12 protein-coding genes are annotated in these 15029 nt (G+C 57.5%); 6 read left to right on the top strand and 6 right to left on the bottom strand.

What is annotated here, in order from left to right; translation table 11 throughout:
• Positions 1-12: 12 nt before the first annotated feature.
• Positions 13-840 carry an SDR family oxidoreductase gene (locus VGC62_RS14580; RefSeq protein WP_331187799.1) on the bottom strand — a complete coding sequence of 276 codons (828 nt, stop codon included), beginning with the start codon at positions 838-840 and terminating at the stop codon, positions 13-15.
• 30 nt (positions 841-870) lie between these two features.
• On the bottom strand, positions 871-1350 hold the full coding sequence (locus VGC62_RS14575; RefSeq protein WP_414705803.1) for a (R)-mandelonitrile lyase: 480 nt from the start codon (positions 1348-1350) through the stop codon (positions 871-873).
• A 198-nt stretch (positions 1351-1548) separates the two neighbouring features.
• Here VGC62_RS14575 and VGC62_RS14570 point away from each other — a divergent pair, with 198 nt between their 5' ends.
• Positions 1549-2442 (top strand): LysR family transcriptional regulator, encoded by an 894-nt coding sequence (locus VGC62_RS14570; protein ID WP_331187787.1) that lies wholly within the window; start codon positions 1549-1551, stop codon positions 2440-2442.
• Between the two features lie 280 nt (positions 2443-2722).
• Here the strand turns inward: VGC62_RS14570 and VGC62_RS14565 are convergent, their stop codons facing one another.
• Positions 2723-3970, bottom strand: coding sequence for a ribonucleotide-diphosphate reductase subunit beta (locus tag VGC62_RS14565; protein ID WP_331187786.1), 1248 nt, complete (start codon positions 3968-3970; stop codon positions 2723-2725).
• Between the two features lie 283 nt (positions 3971-4253).
• Positions 4254-7166 carry a ribonucleoside-diphosphate reductase subunit alpha gene (locus VGC62_RS14560; protein ID WP_331187785.1) on the bottom strand — a complete coding sequence of 971 codons (2913 nt, stop codon included), beginning with the start codon at positions 7164-7166 and terminating at the stop codon, positions 4254-4256.
• An 825-nt stretch (positions 7167-7991) separates the two neighbouring features.
• Here VGC62_RS14560 and fhuF point away from each other — a divergent pair.
• On the top strand, positions 7992-8699 hold the full coding sequence (gene fhuF / locus VGC62_RS14555) for a siderophore-iron reductase FhuF (protein WP_331187784.1): 708 nt from the start codon (positions 7992-7994) through the stop codon (positions 8697-8699).
• A gap of 17 nt (positions 8700-8716) precedes the next feature.
• Here the strand turns inward: fhuF and VGC62_RS14550 are convergent, their stop codons facing one another.
• Together VGC62_RS14550 and VGC62_RS14545 are read right to left on the bottom strand one after the other, a co-directional pair.
• Positions 8717-9451 carry a 4'-phosphopantetheinyl transferase family protein gene (locus tag VGC62_RS14550; protein WP_331187783.1) on the bottom strand — a complete coding sequence of 245 codons (735 nt, stop codon included), beginning with the start codon at positions 9449-9451 and terminating at the stop codon, positions 8717-8719.
• Between the two features lie 111 nt (positions 9452-9562).
• The gene (locus tag VGC62_RS14545; protein WP_331187782.1) at positions 9563-10369 is read right to left on the bottom strand and encodes a dienelactone hydrolase family protein; all 807 of its coding nucleotides are present in this window, start codon (positions 10367-10369) and stop codon (positions 9563-9565) included.
• A 201-nt stretch (positions 10370-10570) separates the two neighbouring features.
• On the opposite strand from VGC62_RS14545, the gene VGC62_RS14540 reads away from it, so the two are divergent.
• The 4 genes from VGC62_RS14540 (at position 10571) to VGC62_RS14525 (ending at position 14828) form a co-directional block, all read left to right on the top strand.
• Complete coding sequence (locus tag VGC62_RS14540; protein WP_331187781.1) at positions 10571-11005, top strand: hypothetical protein; 435 nt, start codon at positions 10571-10573, stop codon at positions 11003-11005.
• 117 nt (positions 11006-11122) lie between these two features.
• On the top strand, positions 11123-11800 hold the full coding sequence (locus tag VGC62_RS14535) for a response regulator (protein WP_331187780.1): 678 nt from the start codon (positions 11123-11125) through the stop codon (positions 11798-11800).
• Complete coding sequence (locus tag VGC62_RS14530) at positions 11797-13140, top strand: ATP-binding protein (protein WP_331187779.1); 1344 nt, start codon at positions 11797-11799, stop codon at positions 13138-13140. Before VGC62_RS14535 ends, VGC62_RS14530 begins: the two co-directional genes overlap by 4 nt.
• Before the next feature lie 353 nt (positions 13141-13493).
• Positions 13494-14828 carry a dicarboxylate/amino acid:cation symporter gene (locus VGC62_RS14525; protein ID WP_331187778.1) on the top strand — a complete coding sequence of 445 codons (1335 nt, stop codon included), beginning with the start codon at positions 13494-13496 and terminating at the stop codon, positions 14826-14828.
• Positions 14829-15029: the final 201 nt, after the last annotated feature.

The raw sequence follows: 15029 nt of genomic DNA, 5'->3' as shown, positions 1-15029 counted from the left end.
AAGGGAATTGTCCTACTGAGGCGCCAGGTCGCCGTACCAGTAGGCTGCGGTGACGCCGCCATCCATGAGAAAGTCGCTGCCAGTGATGAAGGTTCCTTCAGGCCCCATCAGTAACGCCGCGACTGCACCGACTTCATCGGGTGTACCGCCACGGCCAGCAGCGCTGAGTTTGATCATGCGGCGGTAGCCTTCGCCACGCGGACCGTGCAACTCGTCTCTGGCTAGAGGGGTGAAAATGATACCGGGGCTGATGGTGTTGACCCGTGCTCCGCGCTTGCCCCAGCGCACGGCCTCAGCCATCACGCGCAGCGAATTAGCGCGTTTGGATATCTGATACGCGTTCAATGGATCAGTCACCTTGTCGGCCTGAAGCATCGGCAGCGCCAGCAAGTCCTCGACGGGGGTGGTGGCCAGCGCTTTGTTCTGCTCAGGCGTCAGTGCGGGCAAGCGATGACCGGATTGCGAGGCGATGACTATTCCTGAGCCACCCTCGGCGATCACGTTGCCGAACGCTTCCAGCACCAAGGCAGTGCCATAAAGGTCCACACGCAGGATCGTCGCTACCGGCGCTTGTGGAGGTGAAACACCCGCAGCGTGGATCACGCCGGTGACATCACCGATGGCGGTTGCCATTCGTACCAGGGCTTCGACCGACTCGCGCGAAGAAACATCAACGACGGCTGTGGTGACTTCAAAGCCTGCGTCGAGCAGCACCTTGGCCGCTGAATCGGCGTTCTCCTGGCGCAGGTCGGCCAGCACGACATGTTTACCTGCACTGACGCGGCGGGCAATCGCCTGACCAATCGAACCCGCACCAATGACGACTGTGACGTTGCCGATGTTTTTCATGAAGACCTCGTGTGAACTCGATCAAAACCCTTGGGCGTATTGTTCGTCGCTGACCTGTTCCATCCAGTCGACCACTTTGCCGTCCCGCACTTCAGCAATGGCGATATGAGTCATTGCAGTGGTGGCGGTCGCGCCATGCCAGTGTTTGACATTAGGTGGAATCCACACGGTGTCGCCCGGTTTGATTGAGCGAACCGGTTGCCCCAGCTCCTGCACCAGGCCGGATCCAGCCGTGACGATCAGGGTCTGGCCTAGCGGGTGAGTGTGCCAGGCAGTGCGAGCACCAGGTTCGAAGGTCACCGTTGCACCGCTGACCCGAGCGTCTTCTGTCCCCTTGAATGGCGCGTCGACACGCACAGTGCCCGTAAAGTAATCAGCGGGTCCTTTGGCAGATGGCTGCGAGCCGTTCGGGTTAATGATGAGCATGGATTTTTCCCCTTCTGCGGATACATCAAAAGCGTGCAATGCCAGCGATAGCGCCGTGGCCGCGAGATTTTTCATGACGCTCCCCTTAAGGCAATAGCCGTCACTGACGACCTGAATGGATTAATAGCGGATCGAAAAGGTGACAGGCCAGACGCGCTTCCTACCTTGGCGGGTGCAGGGCAGCTGACTTGGAGCGAGATCTAAAATCTATCAGCTCCTCATTAATATGATTAGGCGCTAGAATCCGAAAATACTTATGTGGGGCTCTCATCAATGCTCAAGGAAAACGCCAGTGATCTGCTTGCCTTCCTCGCCGTCGCCAAGGAGCGAAGCTTCACCAAAGCCGCTGCCAGACTCGGGGTGTCTCAATCAGCGCTGAGTCATACGATTCGTGGCTTGGAAGCGCGGCTTGGGCTGCGTTTGTTGACTCGTACAACGCGCAGCGTTTCGCCCACCGAGGCAGGCGAACGTCTGATGAGAAGGGTGGGGCCCCATTTCGAGGAAATCGAAATAGAGCTGGCTGGCCTGAGTGATCTGCGCGATACCCCCGCTGGCAATATCCGTATCAACGCGATGGACCATGTGCTGGATCAGATCATTCGGCCCGTGCTGAAAGACTTCCTCCCCAAGTATCCGGACATCTCGGTGGAAGTCTGTTGCGATTACAGCTTCGTCGACATCGCCGCACAGGGCTTTGATGCCGGGGTCAGGCTGGGCGAGGACGTGGCGGACGGCATGATTGCCACGCGTATCGGGCCGGATATGCGTATGTCGGTGGTTGGGTCTGCTGGCTACTTTGCCAACCGTGAATTACCCACGACTCCTCGGGCGCTCACGGATCACCTGTGCAATAACCTGCGATTGCCCACGAACGGCGGTCTGTATGCCTGGGAGTTCGCCAAAGATGGCGAACGTCTCAAGGTTCGCGTGACAGGCCAAGTGACATACAACGGTGTTTATCAGCTGTTAGAAGCGGCACTGGATGGTTTCGGATTGAGCTATGTTCCCCATGACCTGGTGGCGCCTCACCTCAAAGCCGGGCGCCTGATTCAAGTGCTGGAAGACTGGTCGCCATGGTTTGCCGGTTTTCATCTCTACTACCCCAGTCGACGTCAGGCGTCGCCTGCGTTTGCGTTGTTGGTGGATGCGTTGCGTTACAAAAACTAATCCTCATCAACGTCCTGAGTTCCACGGGATCCAAGTTGTTGGGTTGTGTGCAAAAGAACGTTCTCAAGAGCTTCGTCAAACGTTTGTGTACTCGCCGCTGGCTGTCTACTTCTGGGCCGGGAGCTGCCCTGGCGCCATGCTTCCCGAATCAAGCGCGTGAAGTCTCACGTTTGCGCCGAAGCAAAAGCAAAAAAGGGCTGCCAGTTGGCAACCCTTTTCGCAGAACCCATTTCATCTTGGATGAGACGGGTTCAGGTTTTGACGCGACTCCACAATCAAATCAATCCCAGCTCAACGCCCCACCCGTTTGATATTCAATAACCCGCGTCTCAAAGAAGTTTTTCTCTTTCTTCAAGTCCATAATCTCGCTCATCCAAGGGAACGGGTTAGTTGTCCCTGGATACTCTTCCTTCAAGCCAATCTGGCTCAAACGACGATTCGCGATGAACCGCAAATAGTCTTCCATCATCGCCGCGTTCATACCCAACACGCCGCGGGGCATGGTGTCGCGGGCGTATTCGATTTCCAGTTGAGTGCCTTGCAGGATCATCTGGGTCGCTTCGTCCTTCATCTCGGTATCCCACAGGTGTGGGTTTTCGATTTTGATCTGGTTGATCACGTCGATACCGAAGTTCAGGTGCATGGATTCGTCGCGCAGAATGTATTGGAATTGTTCTGCAACGCCGGTCATTTTGTTGCGGCGGCCCATGGAGAGGATCTGGGTAAAGCCGCAGTAGAAGAAGATGCCTTCGAGCACGCAGTAATAGGCGATCAGGTTGCGCAGCAGTTCTTTGTCGGTTTCGACGGTGCCGGTTTCAAACTTTGGATCGGAGATCGAACGGGTGTATTTGAGGCCCCAGGCTGCCTTTTTGGCGACCGATGGAATCTCGTGGTACATGTTGAAGATCTCGCCTTCGTCCATGCCCAGCGACTCGATGCAGTATTGGTAGGCGTGGGTGTGGATCGCTTCCTCGAACGCCTGGCGCAGGATGTACTGCCGGCATTCAGGGTTAGTGATCAGGCGATACACGGCCAGCACCAGGTTGTTGGCAACCAGGGAGTCGGCGGTGGAGAAAAAGCCCAGGTTGCGCATGACGATGCGGCGCTCGTCGTCGGTCAGGCCTTCCGGGTTACGCCAGACGGCGATGTCGGCGGTCATGTTGACTTCTTGCGGCATCCAGTGGTTCGCGCAGCCGTCGAGGTACTTCTGCCAGGCCCAGTCGTACTTGAATGGCACGAGTTGGTTGAGGTCGGCGCGGCAGTTGATCATCATTTTTTCGTCGACGGCCACGCGAGCGCTGGCGCCTTCGAGTTCAGCCAGCCCTTCGGCGATGTCGAGTTTGTCCAGGGCAGCCTTGGCGCGGATGATCGCCGCAGAGTCGTTGGCAGTGACCGCGCGGGCTTCCAGGGCGGCTGCGCCACCGGCGCTGTCGAGTTTGTCCATAGCCGCTTCCGAGGCGTGGCCTGCATTGGCGCCTTTGGCGGGTGCGGCTGCGTCTTCTTTGTCGAATTCGTCCCAGCTCAGCATGACGGTAAGTCTCCTGCGTGAGGGTCAGTCGCGTGGACTGGCCTGTTGGATCTTAGGTATCGGTTGCGTAACGTTTGTTGCACGCAATGAAAATGAAATCTTGGGGCATGGCGCCCCTGATCTTGCTTTTTATAACTGGCGCTGCATGAAGAGCGCGAGTCTGACTGAGAGACCGCTAGGCGCCGAGTTTTCTGGACTCCTGAGCGTACGTTAGTACGTGAGGAGGCCGGAAAACTCGGCTACAACGCGGACGCTGCTCAGAAACGTGCGGCGTCCAGCGTGTTTACTGACAAGCCTCGCAATCGGGCTCGTCAATCGCGCAAGCCTTGGGCACTGGCGCTGGACCGGCCGGTGCGGCTTCTGCAGGTTTCGGTGCTGCCAGCGACGAGTCGTCCGGGCCGTGGCCGCCGCTCGATACTGCGTTGAGCTTGCCGGTGCTGATGGTCGACTTCTCGGTGCTGGTCGCGGCCAGGGCACGGAGGTAATAAGTGGTTTTCAGGCCACGGAACCAAGCCATGCGGTAGGTGACGTCCAGCTTCTTGCCCGATGCGCCAGCGATGTACAGGTTCAGCGACTGAGCCTGGTCGATCCACTTTTGACGGCGGCTGGCGGCGTCGACGATCCACTTGGTGTCGACTTCGAACGCGGTGGCGTACAGGTCTTTCAACTCCTGCGGGATGCGTTCGATCTGTTGTACGGAGCCATCGTAGTACTTCAGGTCGTTGATCATGACCGAGTCCCACAGGCCGCGAGCCTTGAGGTCGCGAACCAGGTACGGGTTGATCACGGTGAACTCGCCGGAAAGGTTCGACTTCACGTACAGGTTTTGATACGTCGGCTCGATCGATTGCGACACGCCAGTGATGTTGGCGATGGTCGCGGTCGGTGCGATGGCCATGATGTTGGAGTTACGAATGCCTTTCTGAACACGGGCGCGAACCGGTGCCCAATCCAGGGTTTCGTTGAGGTCGACATCGATGTACTTCTGGCCGCGTTGTTCGATCAGGATCTGTTGCGAATCCAGTGGCAGGATGCCTTTGGACCACAGCGAACCCTGGAACGTCTCGTACGCCCCGCGCTCGTCCGCCAGATCGCAGGAAGCCTGGATCGCGAAGTAGCTGACCGCTTCCATGGATTTGTCGGCGAAGTCGACGGCCGCATCGGAACCATAAGGAATGTGCTGCAGGTACAGTGCGTCCTGGAAGCCCATGATGCCCAAGCCAACTGGACGGTGACGGAAGTTGGAGTTCTTCGCTTGCGGCACCGAGTAGTAGTTGATGTCGATTACGTTATCGAGCATGCGCACGGCGGTGTCGATGGTGCGCTTGAGCTTGTGGGTGTCCAGCTTGCCGTCGGCGATGTGGTTCGGCAGGTTGATCGAGCCCAGGTTGCAGACCGCGATCTCATCCTTGTTGGTGTTCAGGGTGATCTCGGTACACAGGTTCGAGCTGTGAACCACGCCCACATGCTGCTGCGGGCTGCGCAGGTTGCATGGGTCTTTGAAGGTCAGCCATGGGTGGCCGGTTTCGAACAGCATCGAGAGCATCTTGCGCCACAGATCCTTGGCCTGGATGGTCTTGAACAGCTTGATCTTGCCTGGATACTGAGACAGCGCTTCGTAGTATTCGTAACGCTCTTGGAAGGCCTTGCCGGTCAGGTCGTGCAGGTCCGGGACTTCGGAAGGCGAGAACAGTGTCCACGGGCCGTCATCGAAGACACGCTTCATGAACAGGTCAGGGATCCAGTTGGCGGTGTTCATGTCGTGGGTACGACGACGATCATCACCGGTGTTCTTGCGCAGCTCGATGAACTCTTCGATGTCCATGTGCCAGGTTTCCAGGTAGGCACAGACCGCGCCTTTGCGCTTGCCGCCCTGGTTGACTGCGACAGCGGTGTCGTTGACCACTTTCAGGAAAGGCACGACGCCCTGGGATTTGCCGTTGGTGCCCTTGATGTACGAGCCCAGCGCGCGAACCGGAGTCCAGTCGTTGCCCAGGCCGCCTGCGAATTTGGACAGCATGGCGTTGTCGTGGATGGCGTGATAAATGCCCGACAGGTCATCTGGAACGGTGGTCAGGTAGCAGCTCGACAATTGGGGACGCAGGGTACCGGCGTTGAACAGTGTCGGCGTCGAGGCCATGTAGTCAAACGACGACAACAGGTTGTAGAACTCGATCGCACGCTCTTCGCGAGCTTTCTCTTCGATTGCCAGGCCCATCGCGACGCGCATGAAGAAGATCTGCGGCAGCTCGAAGCGCACGCCATCCTTGTGGATGAAGTAGCGGTCGTACAGGGTTTGCAGGCCCAGGTAGGTGAACTGCTGATCGCGCTCGTGGTTGATCGCCTTGCCCAGTTTTTCCAGGTCGTATTCGGCCAGCACAGGGTTTAGCAGTTCGTACTCGATACCTTTGGCGATGTAAGCCGGCAGCGCCTTGGCGTACAGGTCGACCATTTCGTGGTGCGTCGCGCTCTCGGCCACTTCCAGAAAGCCCAGGCCTTCGGCACGCAGGGTGTCCATCAGCAGGCGAGCGGTAACGAACGAGTAGTTCGGCTCACGTTCAACCAGGGTGCGCGCGGTCATCACCAGGGCGGTGTTGACGTCTTTCATCGCTACGCCGTCGTACAGGTTTTTCAGGGTTTCGCTCTGGATCAGGTCAGCGTCGACTTCGGCCAGACCTTCGCACGCTTCGGTGACGATGGTGTTCAGGCGGCCCATGTCTAGCGGCGCGATGCTGCCGTCGGCGCGGGTGATGCGGATCGATGGGTGAACCTGGACAGGTTCTTCGCTCACACGATGAGCGCGCTCTTTGGAGCGGTCGTTACGATAGATCACGTAGTCGCGAGCCACTTTTTGCTCGCCTGCGCGCATCAGCGCCAGTTCTACCTGATCCTGGATTTCTTCGATGTGGATCGTGCCGCCCGAAGGCATACGACGCTTGAAGGTCGTGGTGACTTGTTCAGTCAGACGGGCAACGGTGTCGTGGATACGCGACGAGGCAGCAGCGGTGCCGCCCTCAACTGCGAGAAACGCTTTGGTGATGGCAACGGTGATCTTGTCATCGGTATACGGAACAACGGTGCCGTTACGCTTGATCACACGCAACTGACCCGGCGCGGTGGCGGACAGGTCCTGCTGGGTCTCACCTGTCTGCGGCGCTTTGGCCTGCGGATTCTCGCGAGTTGTGTCTGTATGCATGGGTATCTCCACGTTCTTTAAGTTTGTTTGAGCACTGACTGCATGCCCACCGTTCCGTCTTGAGGCAGTTGACCGACAAACGTCGATCACACAACGACTTCAAAACGGAGGGGGAAGGGGTGAATGCCGCTTCCTAGGCTTTGAAGTCCAAAGGGTTGGGGGGTGAGGCCCGTGACCCTGAAAAATCTTTTGCACAATGCTGGTTTTATGTTGCAGCAGTTGTTTCGTGACGCGCAGATTACAAGGCATGCGTATCTGCCATTCGCGTACGCGGTTTGGCGGTAAAAACTGTGGCTGGTTCAGTTTTTTAACCCAAGAAAAGTGCTTGAAAACACTTGGCGACTTGTGGTTGGCTTTTCGAGCAAAACCCTACATGTAGGGTCTCCATCTGCTAAGGGCTACAAGATAATGCGTTTCTGACACTAATTGCAACGTCCATCCTGTGGATAAACTTGTGTGTAATTTGTGTGTGAAAGGAGGAAAAGGCGTGTAGGCCGCAGCCGGACTGCATTGGACCGTTGGTCACCCTTTTTTGAGCTTTTCTATCGGCCTGCCTGGATTTTTGCGGGCGCGAACCCTATCACAGAAAGTCTGGTTGGCAAGCGCGGTTTAGGGGCGATTGGCATGTCGTGTGTCATGTTAGGCGCATTGCTACAATCGGCCCAATTGTTGGGCAGGGATCGGCAGGCTGGCAGAAAATCGATGCCTGCGTGATTTTCCATTCTATTAAGTAAGAACAACACCGGAGACACGGACTGTGCAGCAAGCACCCTGGCACGGATTATCGATGAGCAGCCTGACATGGCCGCGTCGACAGGGTGAGTCATGACGTTTAGCCTGTTTGAAGGTGACTTGGCGGTATTTGGCCAGACCCTGCTGTCTGCAGATGACCCGCGTGCGTTAGTGCCTGTATCCGAGCTGTTGCGGGCCGACACGCTGGACCCGTTGTTGATGCGTGTGTACGGCCCTGATTTGATGCCGAGCCAATTGCCGGTGCTGGTGTCGCAGTGGTCCAAGTACTACTTCATGCAGTTGATTCCTCCGGTGGCGGCGGCGAGCCTGGTTCATGGCTGGCATTGGCCGCTGGGGCTGGATCGGGTGGGGTTTGCGCTGAGTGAGCGGGGGTTGCTGGATGGGGTAAGGTTTTCGGGCGCTGGCGGTGTTGCTGTTTTGGGCTCGACAGATCCGTTTCTGCGGTTTGGTCCGCTGCTTGATCATTTACAACGGGTGGTTGAGATGTTGAGCGCCTATAGCAGTGTTGCACCGGGTGTTTTGTGGAGCAACGCCGGGGACTATCTGGAGACTTGTCTGAAGCAACTCGGTGCTGTAAGTGCTGTTTCCTTGGCTGCTGGCTATGCCTTGCTCAATGACAGAACAAGGCCCGATGGGCGCCGTAATCCGCTGTTCAATGCAATCACCTATATAGACGGGGCGGGCGGCCAGCGCCGTCAGCGTCGCAGTTGCTGTTTGAGTCATCGGGTTGAGTGGGTGGGGCGGTGTGAGCATTGCCCGTTGAACGCCTCGTCATCGTAGGCGGCTCAGCGTCGTGGTCAATGGTAGGCGTTGGCTATCGCAACCAGGCTCAATACCTGCTCATGCTGCACGCTAAACTGCGCGTCCAGCTCTTTACCGTTGTGCCATTCGGCTGACAGATCAATCTTCAAGCGCAACTGCGCGCGACCGTTTTGCGACCATTCCACCAGTTCAGCGTCATGGAAGTAAAAACGCTTGAGCACGATAGGGTAGAGCGCCTTGAACAGGCTCTCTTTGAGCGAGAAGGTCAGTGTTACTAACTGGGCAACCTCATGCTCTGGCCCCGAGGCCATGCGTGCCAACTCGTCTGTCGTCAAAATTTCCCCCGCCAACCGTGCTGCGCGTTCGTGAGTGAGCAGGTTTTCCATGTCCATCCCGAGGCCGTGCCAGTGCTGCCGACGCGCAACGATCGCAGCGGCCCAACCAGTGCTGTGGGTGATTGAGCCGCAGAGGTCGTCGGGCCAGATCGGCGCGCGGTCTTCTCCAATCAGCGGCACATGCATTCGTCCATCAAGTCGTCGCATCGCTTCCCTGGCGCATAACCTGCCCGCCAGAAACTCGGTCTTGCGCTTGGCCACCGAGCGTTGAATGTTGGCGGGCGGCTCGATCAAGCAGCGTTGGAAATCGCCGTCGGCCAACTGCTGTGGATCGAACAGGCTGCTGATCAGCACCACGCCGGGCAGCGTTTGCGGCAGCGGCCAGTGATGATTGAGAGCGGGGCAGCAGAGGGGTAGTTCGATAGGCTGAGTCATGAGCGGCATTTTGCCGGGTGATTGAGCGCAAGTCATGTTTGTCGACGATCTGATTTTGAATACGCCACCGCGTTTGCGCAGCGGCGAGTTTAGTGGAGAAGTCCGGTGATGTTACAGCGTTGAATTCTTCGAAAACGCCTCTTTCAAGAATGCCTTCATGTCCGCCCACGAGCTCATATCGGCTGCTTTGTTGTAGCCAATGTCCGGCCCACCATGCTCGCCATGGCTCAGCTTGTCGGCGTCCGGGTTGGTGAAGCCGTGCTTGGCGCCATCGATACCGACGAATTTGTAGTCAGCCTTGGCGGCGTCCATTTCCTGTTTGAACGTGGCGACGTTTTCCTGCGTGACCATGCTGTCGCTGTTGCCGTGCTCGACCAAAATCGGCGCCTTGATGCTGCCGGGTGTGGCTGGCGTGTCGGTTGCCAGGGCACCATGAAAACTCACCACCCCCGCCAACGGTTCGCCGCGACGGGCGGCGTCCAGCACGATCTTGCCGCCGAAGCAGTAGCCGATGGCGGCGATTTTGTTCGGATTGGTCTCGGGCTGCTGCTTCAATTGCTCAATGCCTGCATCAAAGCGCTTGTTCGCCGCCGCGCTGTCCTTTAATGCCGCTTTCATGAAGGTCATGGCGTCGGCCGGGTGTTCGGTGTTCTTGCCTTCGCCATACATGTCGATGGCCATGGCGCTGTAACCCAGCGCCGCCAGATCGCGGGCGCGGCGCTTGGCATAGTCGTTAAGCCCCCACCATTCGTGAACCACGACAATCCCAGGCCGTGGGCCCTTGATCGCATCGTCATACGCGTAATAGCCCACCAGCTTGGTGCCGTCGGCGCTTTGATAGTCGATCTGCCGGGTTATAACCTGCGCCTGAGCGAGGCCCGCCAGGCACATCATCGCGAGAGCAATCAACAACCGCATGTTCAATCTCCTTCTTATTTACAGGGGCTATTTATAACGAGGACTATTTATCCGCCGTCCAGGCGTTGGTTATTGAGCCTAGACCATTGTGTTATTAAAACTCCATTTTGTGTGGCGTCTATGTGTTCAGTCCCGGTTCAGCGCTGGCTCAGTACTCTGGACCTGTATCCAAGAGAGCGCTTGGCGCTGGAGGACCTGCACATGCTGATATTCAACAAGCTTTTTCTGGCCTTGGCCTTCCTCGGCAGTAGCGCGGCTGCCCAGGCTGCCGAACGTAGCGCTGACGTTTCGCGTATCGACTATGGCAAGACCAGCGAAAAGCCCGACAGACCCAATGGCATCCGCCGCAGTTTGAACAACACCAGCGCCAGATCATCCGGTATGTGGAGCCACAGCCTTGGCCAGCAGCCTGTCGATCACGTCTATTGTGTAACGTTTGAAAACCTGTCCGGCACCCACAACGGTGTCAAAGTACGCCAGGAAAACCTGCTCGGCCGCTACGATGTGAGCCTGCCGCTGATCAGTACGTCTAAACTGCTCGATACCCGTGCATCGACCATGAATGTATCGGCTGAAGATTCGTTGAGTTTGAGCCAGGGGCAAAGCAACTATTTGCCTAAGAGCTACCTGTTGTAAGCCATCTTTTTGCATGCGCTGTCGGGTTGGCCGATTCTGAAAGTGTCGTGCAATACGGGCCTGCAGCGTCGTTACGGTCCTTGAATCGAGAGGTGTGCCTTTGCCTGGGAGAGCGTCATGAAATTGCTGGTCGTCGAAGATGAAGCGTTGTTGCGCCATCACCTGCAAACGCGATTGACCGAAAGCGGTCATGTGGTGGAAGCGGTGGCCAATGCCGAAGAGGCGCTGTATCAGGTGGGCCAGTTCAATCACGATCTGGCGGTCATTGATCTCGGTTTGCCTGGCATGGGCGGCCTGGACCTGATTCGCCAGCTTCGCGCCCAGAACAAGGCTTTTCCGATACTGATTCTCACCGCGCGCGGCAATTGGCAGGACAAGGTCGAAGGGTTGGCCGCTGGCGCCGATGATTACGTGGTCAAGCCGTTTCAGTTCGAAGAGCTGGAAGCGCGGCTCAACGCGTTATTGCGTCGTTCCAGCGGTTTCACTCAATCGACCATCGTTGCCGGGCCGTTGCTGCTGGACCTCAATCGCAAACAGGCAGCACTCGACGACCATCCGTTGGCGCTGACCGCCTATGAATACCGGATTCTCGAATACCTCATGCGCCACCATCAACAGGTGGTGCCCAAAGAGCGTTTGATGGAACAGCTGTACCCCGACGATGACGAGCGCGATCCGAACGTCATCGAAGTGCTGGTCGGTCGCCTGCGTCGCAAGCTCGAAGGCCCGGGCGGCTTCAAACCAATCGATACCGTGCGCGGCTTGGGTTATTTGTTCACTGAGCGCTGTAAATGATTCGTTCGCTGCGCCTGCGTTTGATGCTAGCCGCCGCGACCCTGGCGGTCATTTTCATGCTGTTGATGCTGCCCGCGTTGCAGAGCGCGTTCAGCCTGGCGCTGGAAAGCTCGATTGAAAAGCGTCTGGCCTCGGACGTCACAACGCTGATTTCCGCAGCCCGGGTCGAGGACGACCATTTGCTGATGCCGCTGCTATTGCCCGGCGAGCAATTCAGCCTGCCTGACAGCCGTCTGCTCGGTTACATCTATAACCGTCAGGGCAAACTGGTCTGGCGCTCACGGGCGACACAGGACGAAGACATCGAGTACCAGCCGCGTTACGACGGACGCGGTAACGAGTTCGCGAAAATCAAACAGCCCAACGGCGAGGAATTCTTCGTCTATGACGTCGAAATCAAGCTGCTCGGCGGGCGCAATGCGGCCTACAGCATTGTTGCGTTGCAGCCGGTGCGTGAATATCAGGAAGTCATTTCCGGCCTGCGGGAAAAACTCTACCTGGGTTTCGGCGGCGCATTACTGGTGTTGCTGGCGTTACTGTGGGTCGGTTTGACATGGGGGTTGCGCGCCCTGCGCGGCATGAGTCAGGAACTCGATCAGGTGGAAGCCGGTTCCCGAGAAAGCCTCAGTGAAGAACACCCCAGCGAGCTGCTGCGCCTGACCGACTCGCTCAACCGCTTATTAAGCAGCGAGCGTGAGCAGCGCATTCGTTACCGTGATTCCCTGGGCGACCTGGCCCACAGCCTGAAAACCCCGTTGGCGGTGTTGCAGGGCGTCAGTGAAACCATCGCCAAACGTCCTGAAGATGTCGAGCAGGCGCGGATACTGCAATCGCAGATCGAGCGCATGAGCCAGCAGATCGGCTACCAATTACAGCGCGCAAGCTTGCGCAAGAGCGGGCTGGTCCGTTATCACGTCAAGCTCAAACCGGTGGTGCAGAGCCTGTGCAACACGCTGGAAAAGGTTTATCGAGATAAGGACGTCAACGTGGTCCTCGACCTGCCGGACAATTGTCAGGTGCAAATGGAGGAGGGGGCGCTGCTGGAGATGCTTGGCAATTTGCTCGAGAACGCCTATCGCCTGTGCCTGGGTGAGGTACGGGTCAGTTGGAGTTCGTCAATCCTGGGTGATGAGCTGTGCATCGAAGACGACGGGCCCGGTGTGCCGCAAAGTCAGCGTGCGCGCATTCTTGAGCGCGGTGAGCGACTTGATCGGCAAAACCCAGGGCAGGGTATTGGGCTGGCGGTGGTCAAAGACATCATCGAAAGCTACAGCGCGCGGCTGACGCTGGAGGATTCGCAGCTGGGTGGGGCTGCGTTTCGGATTCACTTTCAGGCTTGAAGATAAGGGTGATTGCTTTTGCACGAGCTTGCCTATTTGCCATCATGCAGCGGGCTCAGGTGTGGCGTCTTGGCGGCAAAGGCGGATAACCGCCACCGCTAATGGTTTTCTGTCGTGAATGGGCGGAAATCCGCCACATTAATGACTGATTTCCAGCTACCGTTAATACAGACGTCATTGTCAGCCGCGGCTTTCAGGGTTTTTTCGAGACATGGCGCGCAGCTTGCAATAGGGCGCAGAGGTCTGCCAGGCGCAGCTCGACAAAACAAATCCCTCCAGTGCAGGAGGGTTCGCACTTTAGGCGTCGCTGTATCACTTGGTTGATGCAGGCCGATGCTCTTGAGGAAACTGCAATGACGACTCGTCAGCCACTATACAAATCCCTGTATCTCCAAGTTATCGTCGCCATCGTTATCGGTATCGCGCTAGGTCACTGGTATCCCGACACTGCCGTTACGCTCAAGCCTTTGGGTGACGGGTTCATCAAACTGATCAAAATGGTCATCGCGCCGATCATCTTCTGCACCGTCGTCAGCGGTATCGCTGGCATGCAGAGCATGAAGTCCGTGGGCAAGACCGGCGGTTACGCGCTGCTCTACTTCGAAATCGTTTCGACCATTGCCTTGTTGATCGGTCTGGTCGTTGTCAACGTCGTTCAGCCGGGCGCTGGCATGCACGTCGACGTATCGACCCTGGATGCTTCCAAAATCGCGTCCTATGTGACCGCGAGCAAGGATCAAAGCGTCGTCGGCTTTATCCTTGGCGTGATCCCGAACACCATCGTCGGCGCGTTCGCTACCGGCGACATTCTGCAAGTACTGATGTTTTCGGTGATCTTCGGTTTCGCCCTGCATCGCCTGGGCTCCTACGGCAAGCCACTGCTGGACTTCATCGATCGCTTCGCTCACGTGATGTTCAACATCATCAACATGATCATGAAGCTGGCGCCACTGGGTGCTCTGGGCGCCATGGCGTTCACCATCGGTGCCTACGGCGTGAGTTCGTTGGTGCAACTGGGCCAACTGATGCTGTGCTTCTACATCACTTGCGTGCTGTTCGTGCTGGTGGTGCTGGGCGGCATCGCTCGGGCTCACGGTTTCAGCGTGTTGAAGCTGATCAGATACATCCGTGAAGAATTGTTGATCGTGCTGGGGACGTCCTCTTCGGAGTCTGCACTGCCACGCATGCTGATCAAAATGGAGCGTTTGGGCGCCAAGAAATCAGTCGTAGGGCTGGTGATCCCGACGGGGTACTCGTTCAACCTCGACGGTACTTCGATCTACCTGACCATGGCCGCCGTATTTATCGCCCAGGCCACTGATACGCACATGGACATAACCCATCAGATCACGATGCTGTTGGTGCTGTTGCTGTCGTCCAAAGGCGCGGCCGGTGTGACCGGTTCTGGCTTCATCGTGTTGGCCGCGACCCTGTCGGCCGTCGGTCACCTGCCGGTTGCCGGTCTGGCACTGATCCTCGGTATCGATCGCTTCATGTCCGAAGCCCGCGCCTTGACCAATCTGGTGGGTAACGCGGTTGCCACGCTGGTCGTTGCCAAGTGGGTGAAAGAGTTGGACGTAGACCAGATGAACGCCGAGCTGGCTTCCGGTGGTCGCGCCATCGAAGAAACCCGCCATGAAGATGACTTGGGTGTGGCCGAAGGCCCTGCTCCGGTGGGTCGTTCTTGATCGGTTGACGTCACGCTGAAACGCAAAGCCCGTCCATGGGAAACCTGGACGGGCTTTTTCTTTGTGCGCCAGGCATGGCGCGTTGCGCGTAAGCGCAACCAGCTTGGCTGTGGTAGCCACGCTGGTGACTCGGAGGTGAAAGTCCTCTACACACCCGGCAAGGGGAAGTGTTAGCCAGAGGCAAGGGTGTCGCGGGTGACT

It is taken from the genome of Pseudomonas sp. (genome assembly GCF_036404235.1).
Lineage (GTDB): Bacteria > Pseudomonadota > Gammaproteobacteria > Pseudomonadales > Pseudomonadaceae > Aquipseudomonas.
The sequence above is the reverse complement of the archived record's forward strand: the minus strand, read 5'-3'. Positions and strand labels throughout refer to the sequence as shown.

Excerpts from the sequence above, each read along its gene's own strand:
- VGC62_RS14575 (WP_414705803.1), bottom strand. The coding sequence starts at position 1,350 with ATGAAAAATCTCGCGGCCACGGCGCTATCGCTGGCATTGCACGCTTTT.
- VGC62_RS14570 (WP_331187787.1), top strand. The coding sequence starts at position 1,549 with ATGCTCAAGGAAAACGCCAGTGATCTGCTTGCCTTCCTCGCCGTCGCC.
- VGC62_RS14565 (WP_331187786.1), bottom strand. The coding sequence starts at position 3,970 with ATGCTGAGCTGGGACGAATTCGACAAAGAAGACGCAGCCGCACCCGCC.
- VGC62_RS14560 (WP_331187785.1), bottom strand. The coding sequence starts at position 7,166 with ATGCATACAGACACAACTCGCGAGAATCCGCAGGCCAAAGCGCCGCAG.
- fhuF (WP_331187784.1), top strand. The coding sequence starts at position 7,992 with ATGACGTTTAGCCTGTTTGAAGGTGACTTGGCGGTATTTGGCCAGACC.
- VGC62_RS14550 (WP_331187783.1), bottom strand. The coding sequence starts at position 9,451 with ATGACTCAGCCTATCGAACTACCCCTCTGCTGCCCCGCTCTCAATCAT.
- VGC62_RS14545 (WP_331187782.1), bottom strand. The coding sequence starts at position 10,369 with ATGCGGTTGTTGATTGCTCTCGCGATGATGTGCCTGGCGGGCCTCGCT.
- VGC62_RS14540 (WP_331187781.1), top strand. The coding sequence starts at position 10,571 with ATGCTGATATTCAACAAGCTTTTTCTGGCCTTGGCCTTCCTCGGCAGT.
- VGC62_RS14535 (WP_331187780.1), top strand. The coding sequence starts at position 11,123 with ATGAAATTGCTGGTCGTCGAAGATGAAGCGTTGTTGCGCCATCACCTG.
- VGC62_RS14530 (WP_331187779.1), top strand. The coding sequence starts at position 11,797 with ATGATTCGTTCGCTGCGCCTGCGTTTGATGCTAGCCGCCGCGACCCTG.
- VGC62_RS14525 (WP_331187778.1), top strand. The coding sequence starts at position 13,494 with ATGACGACTCGTCAGCCACTATACAAATCCCTGTATCTCCAAGTTATC.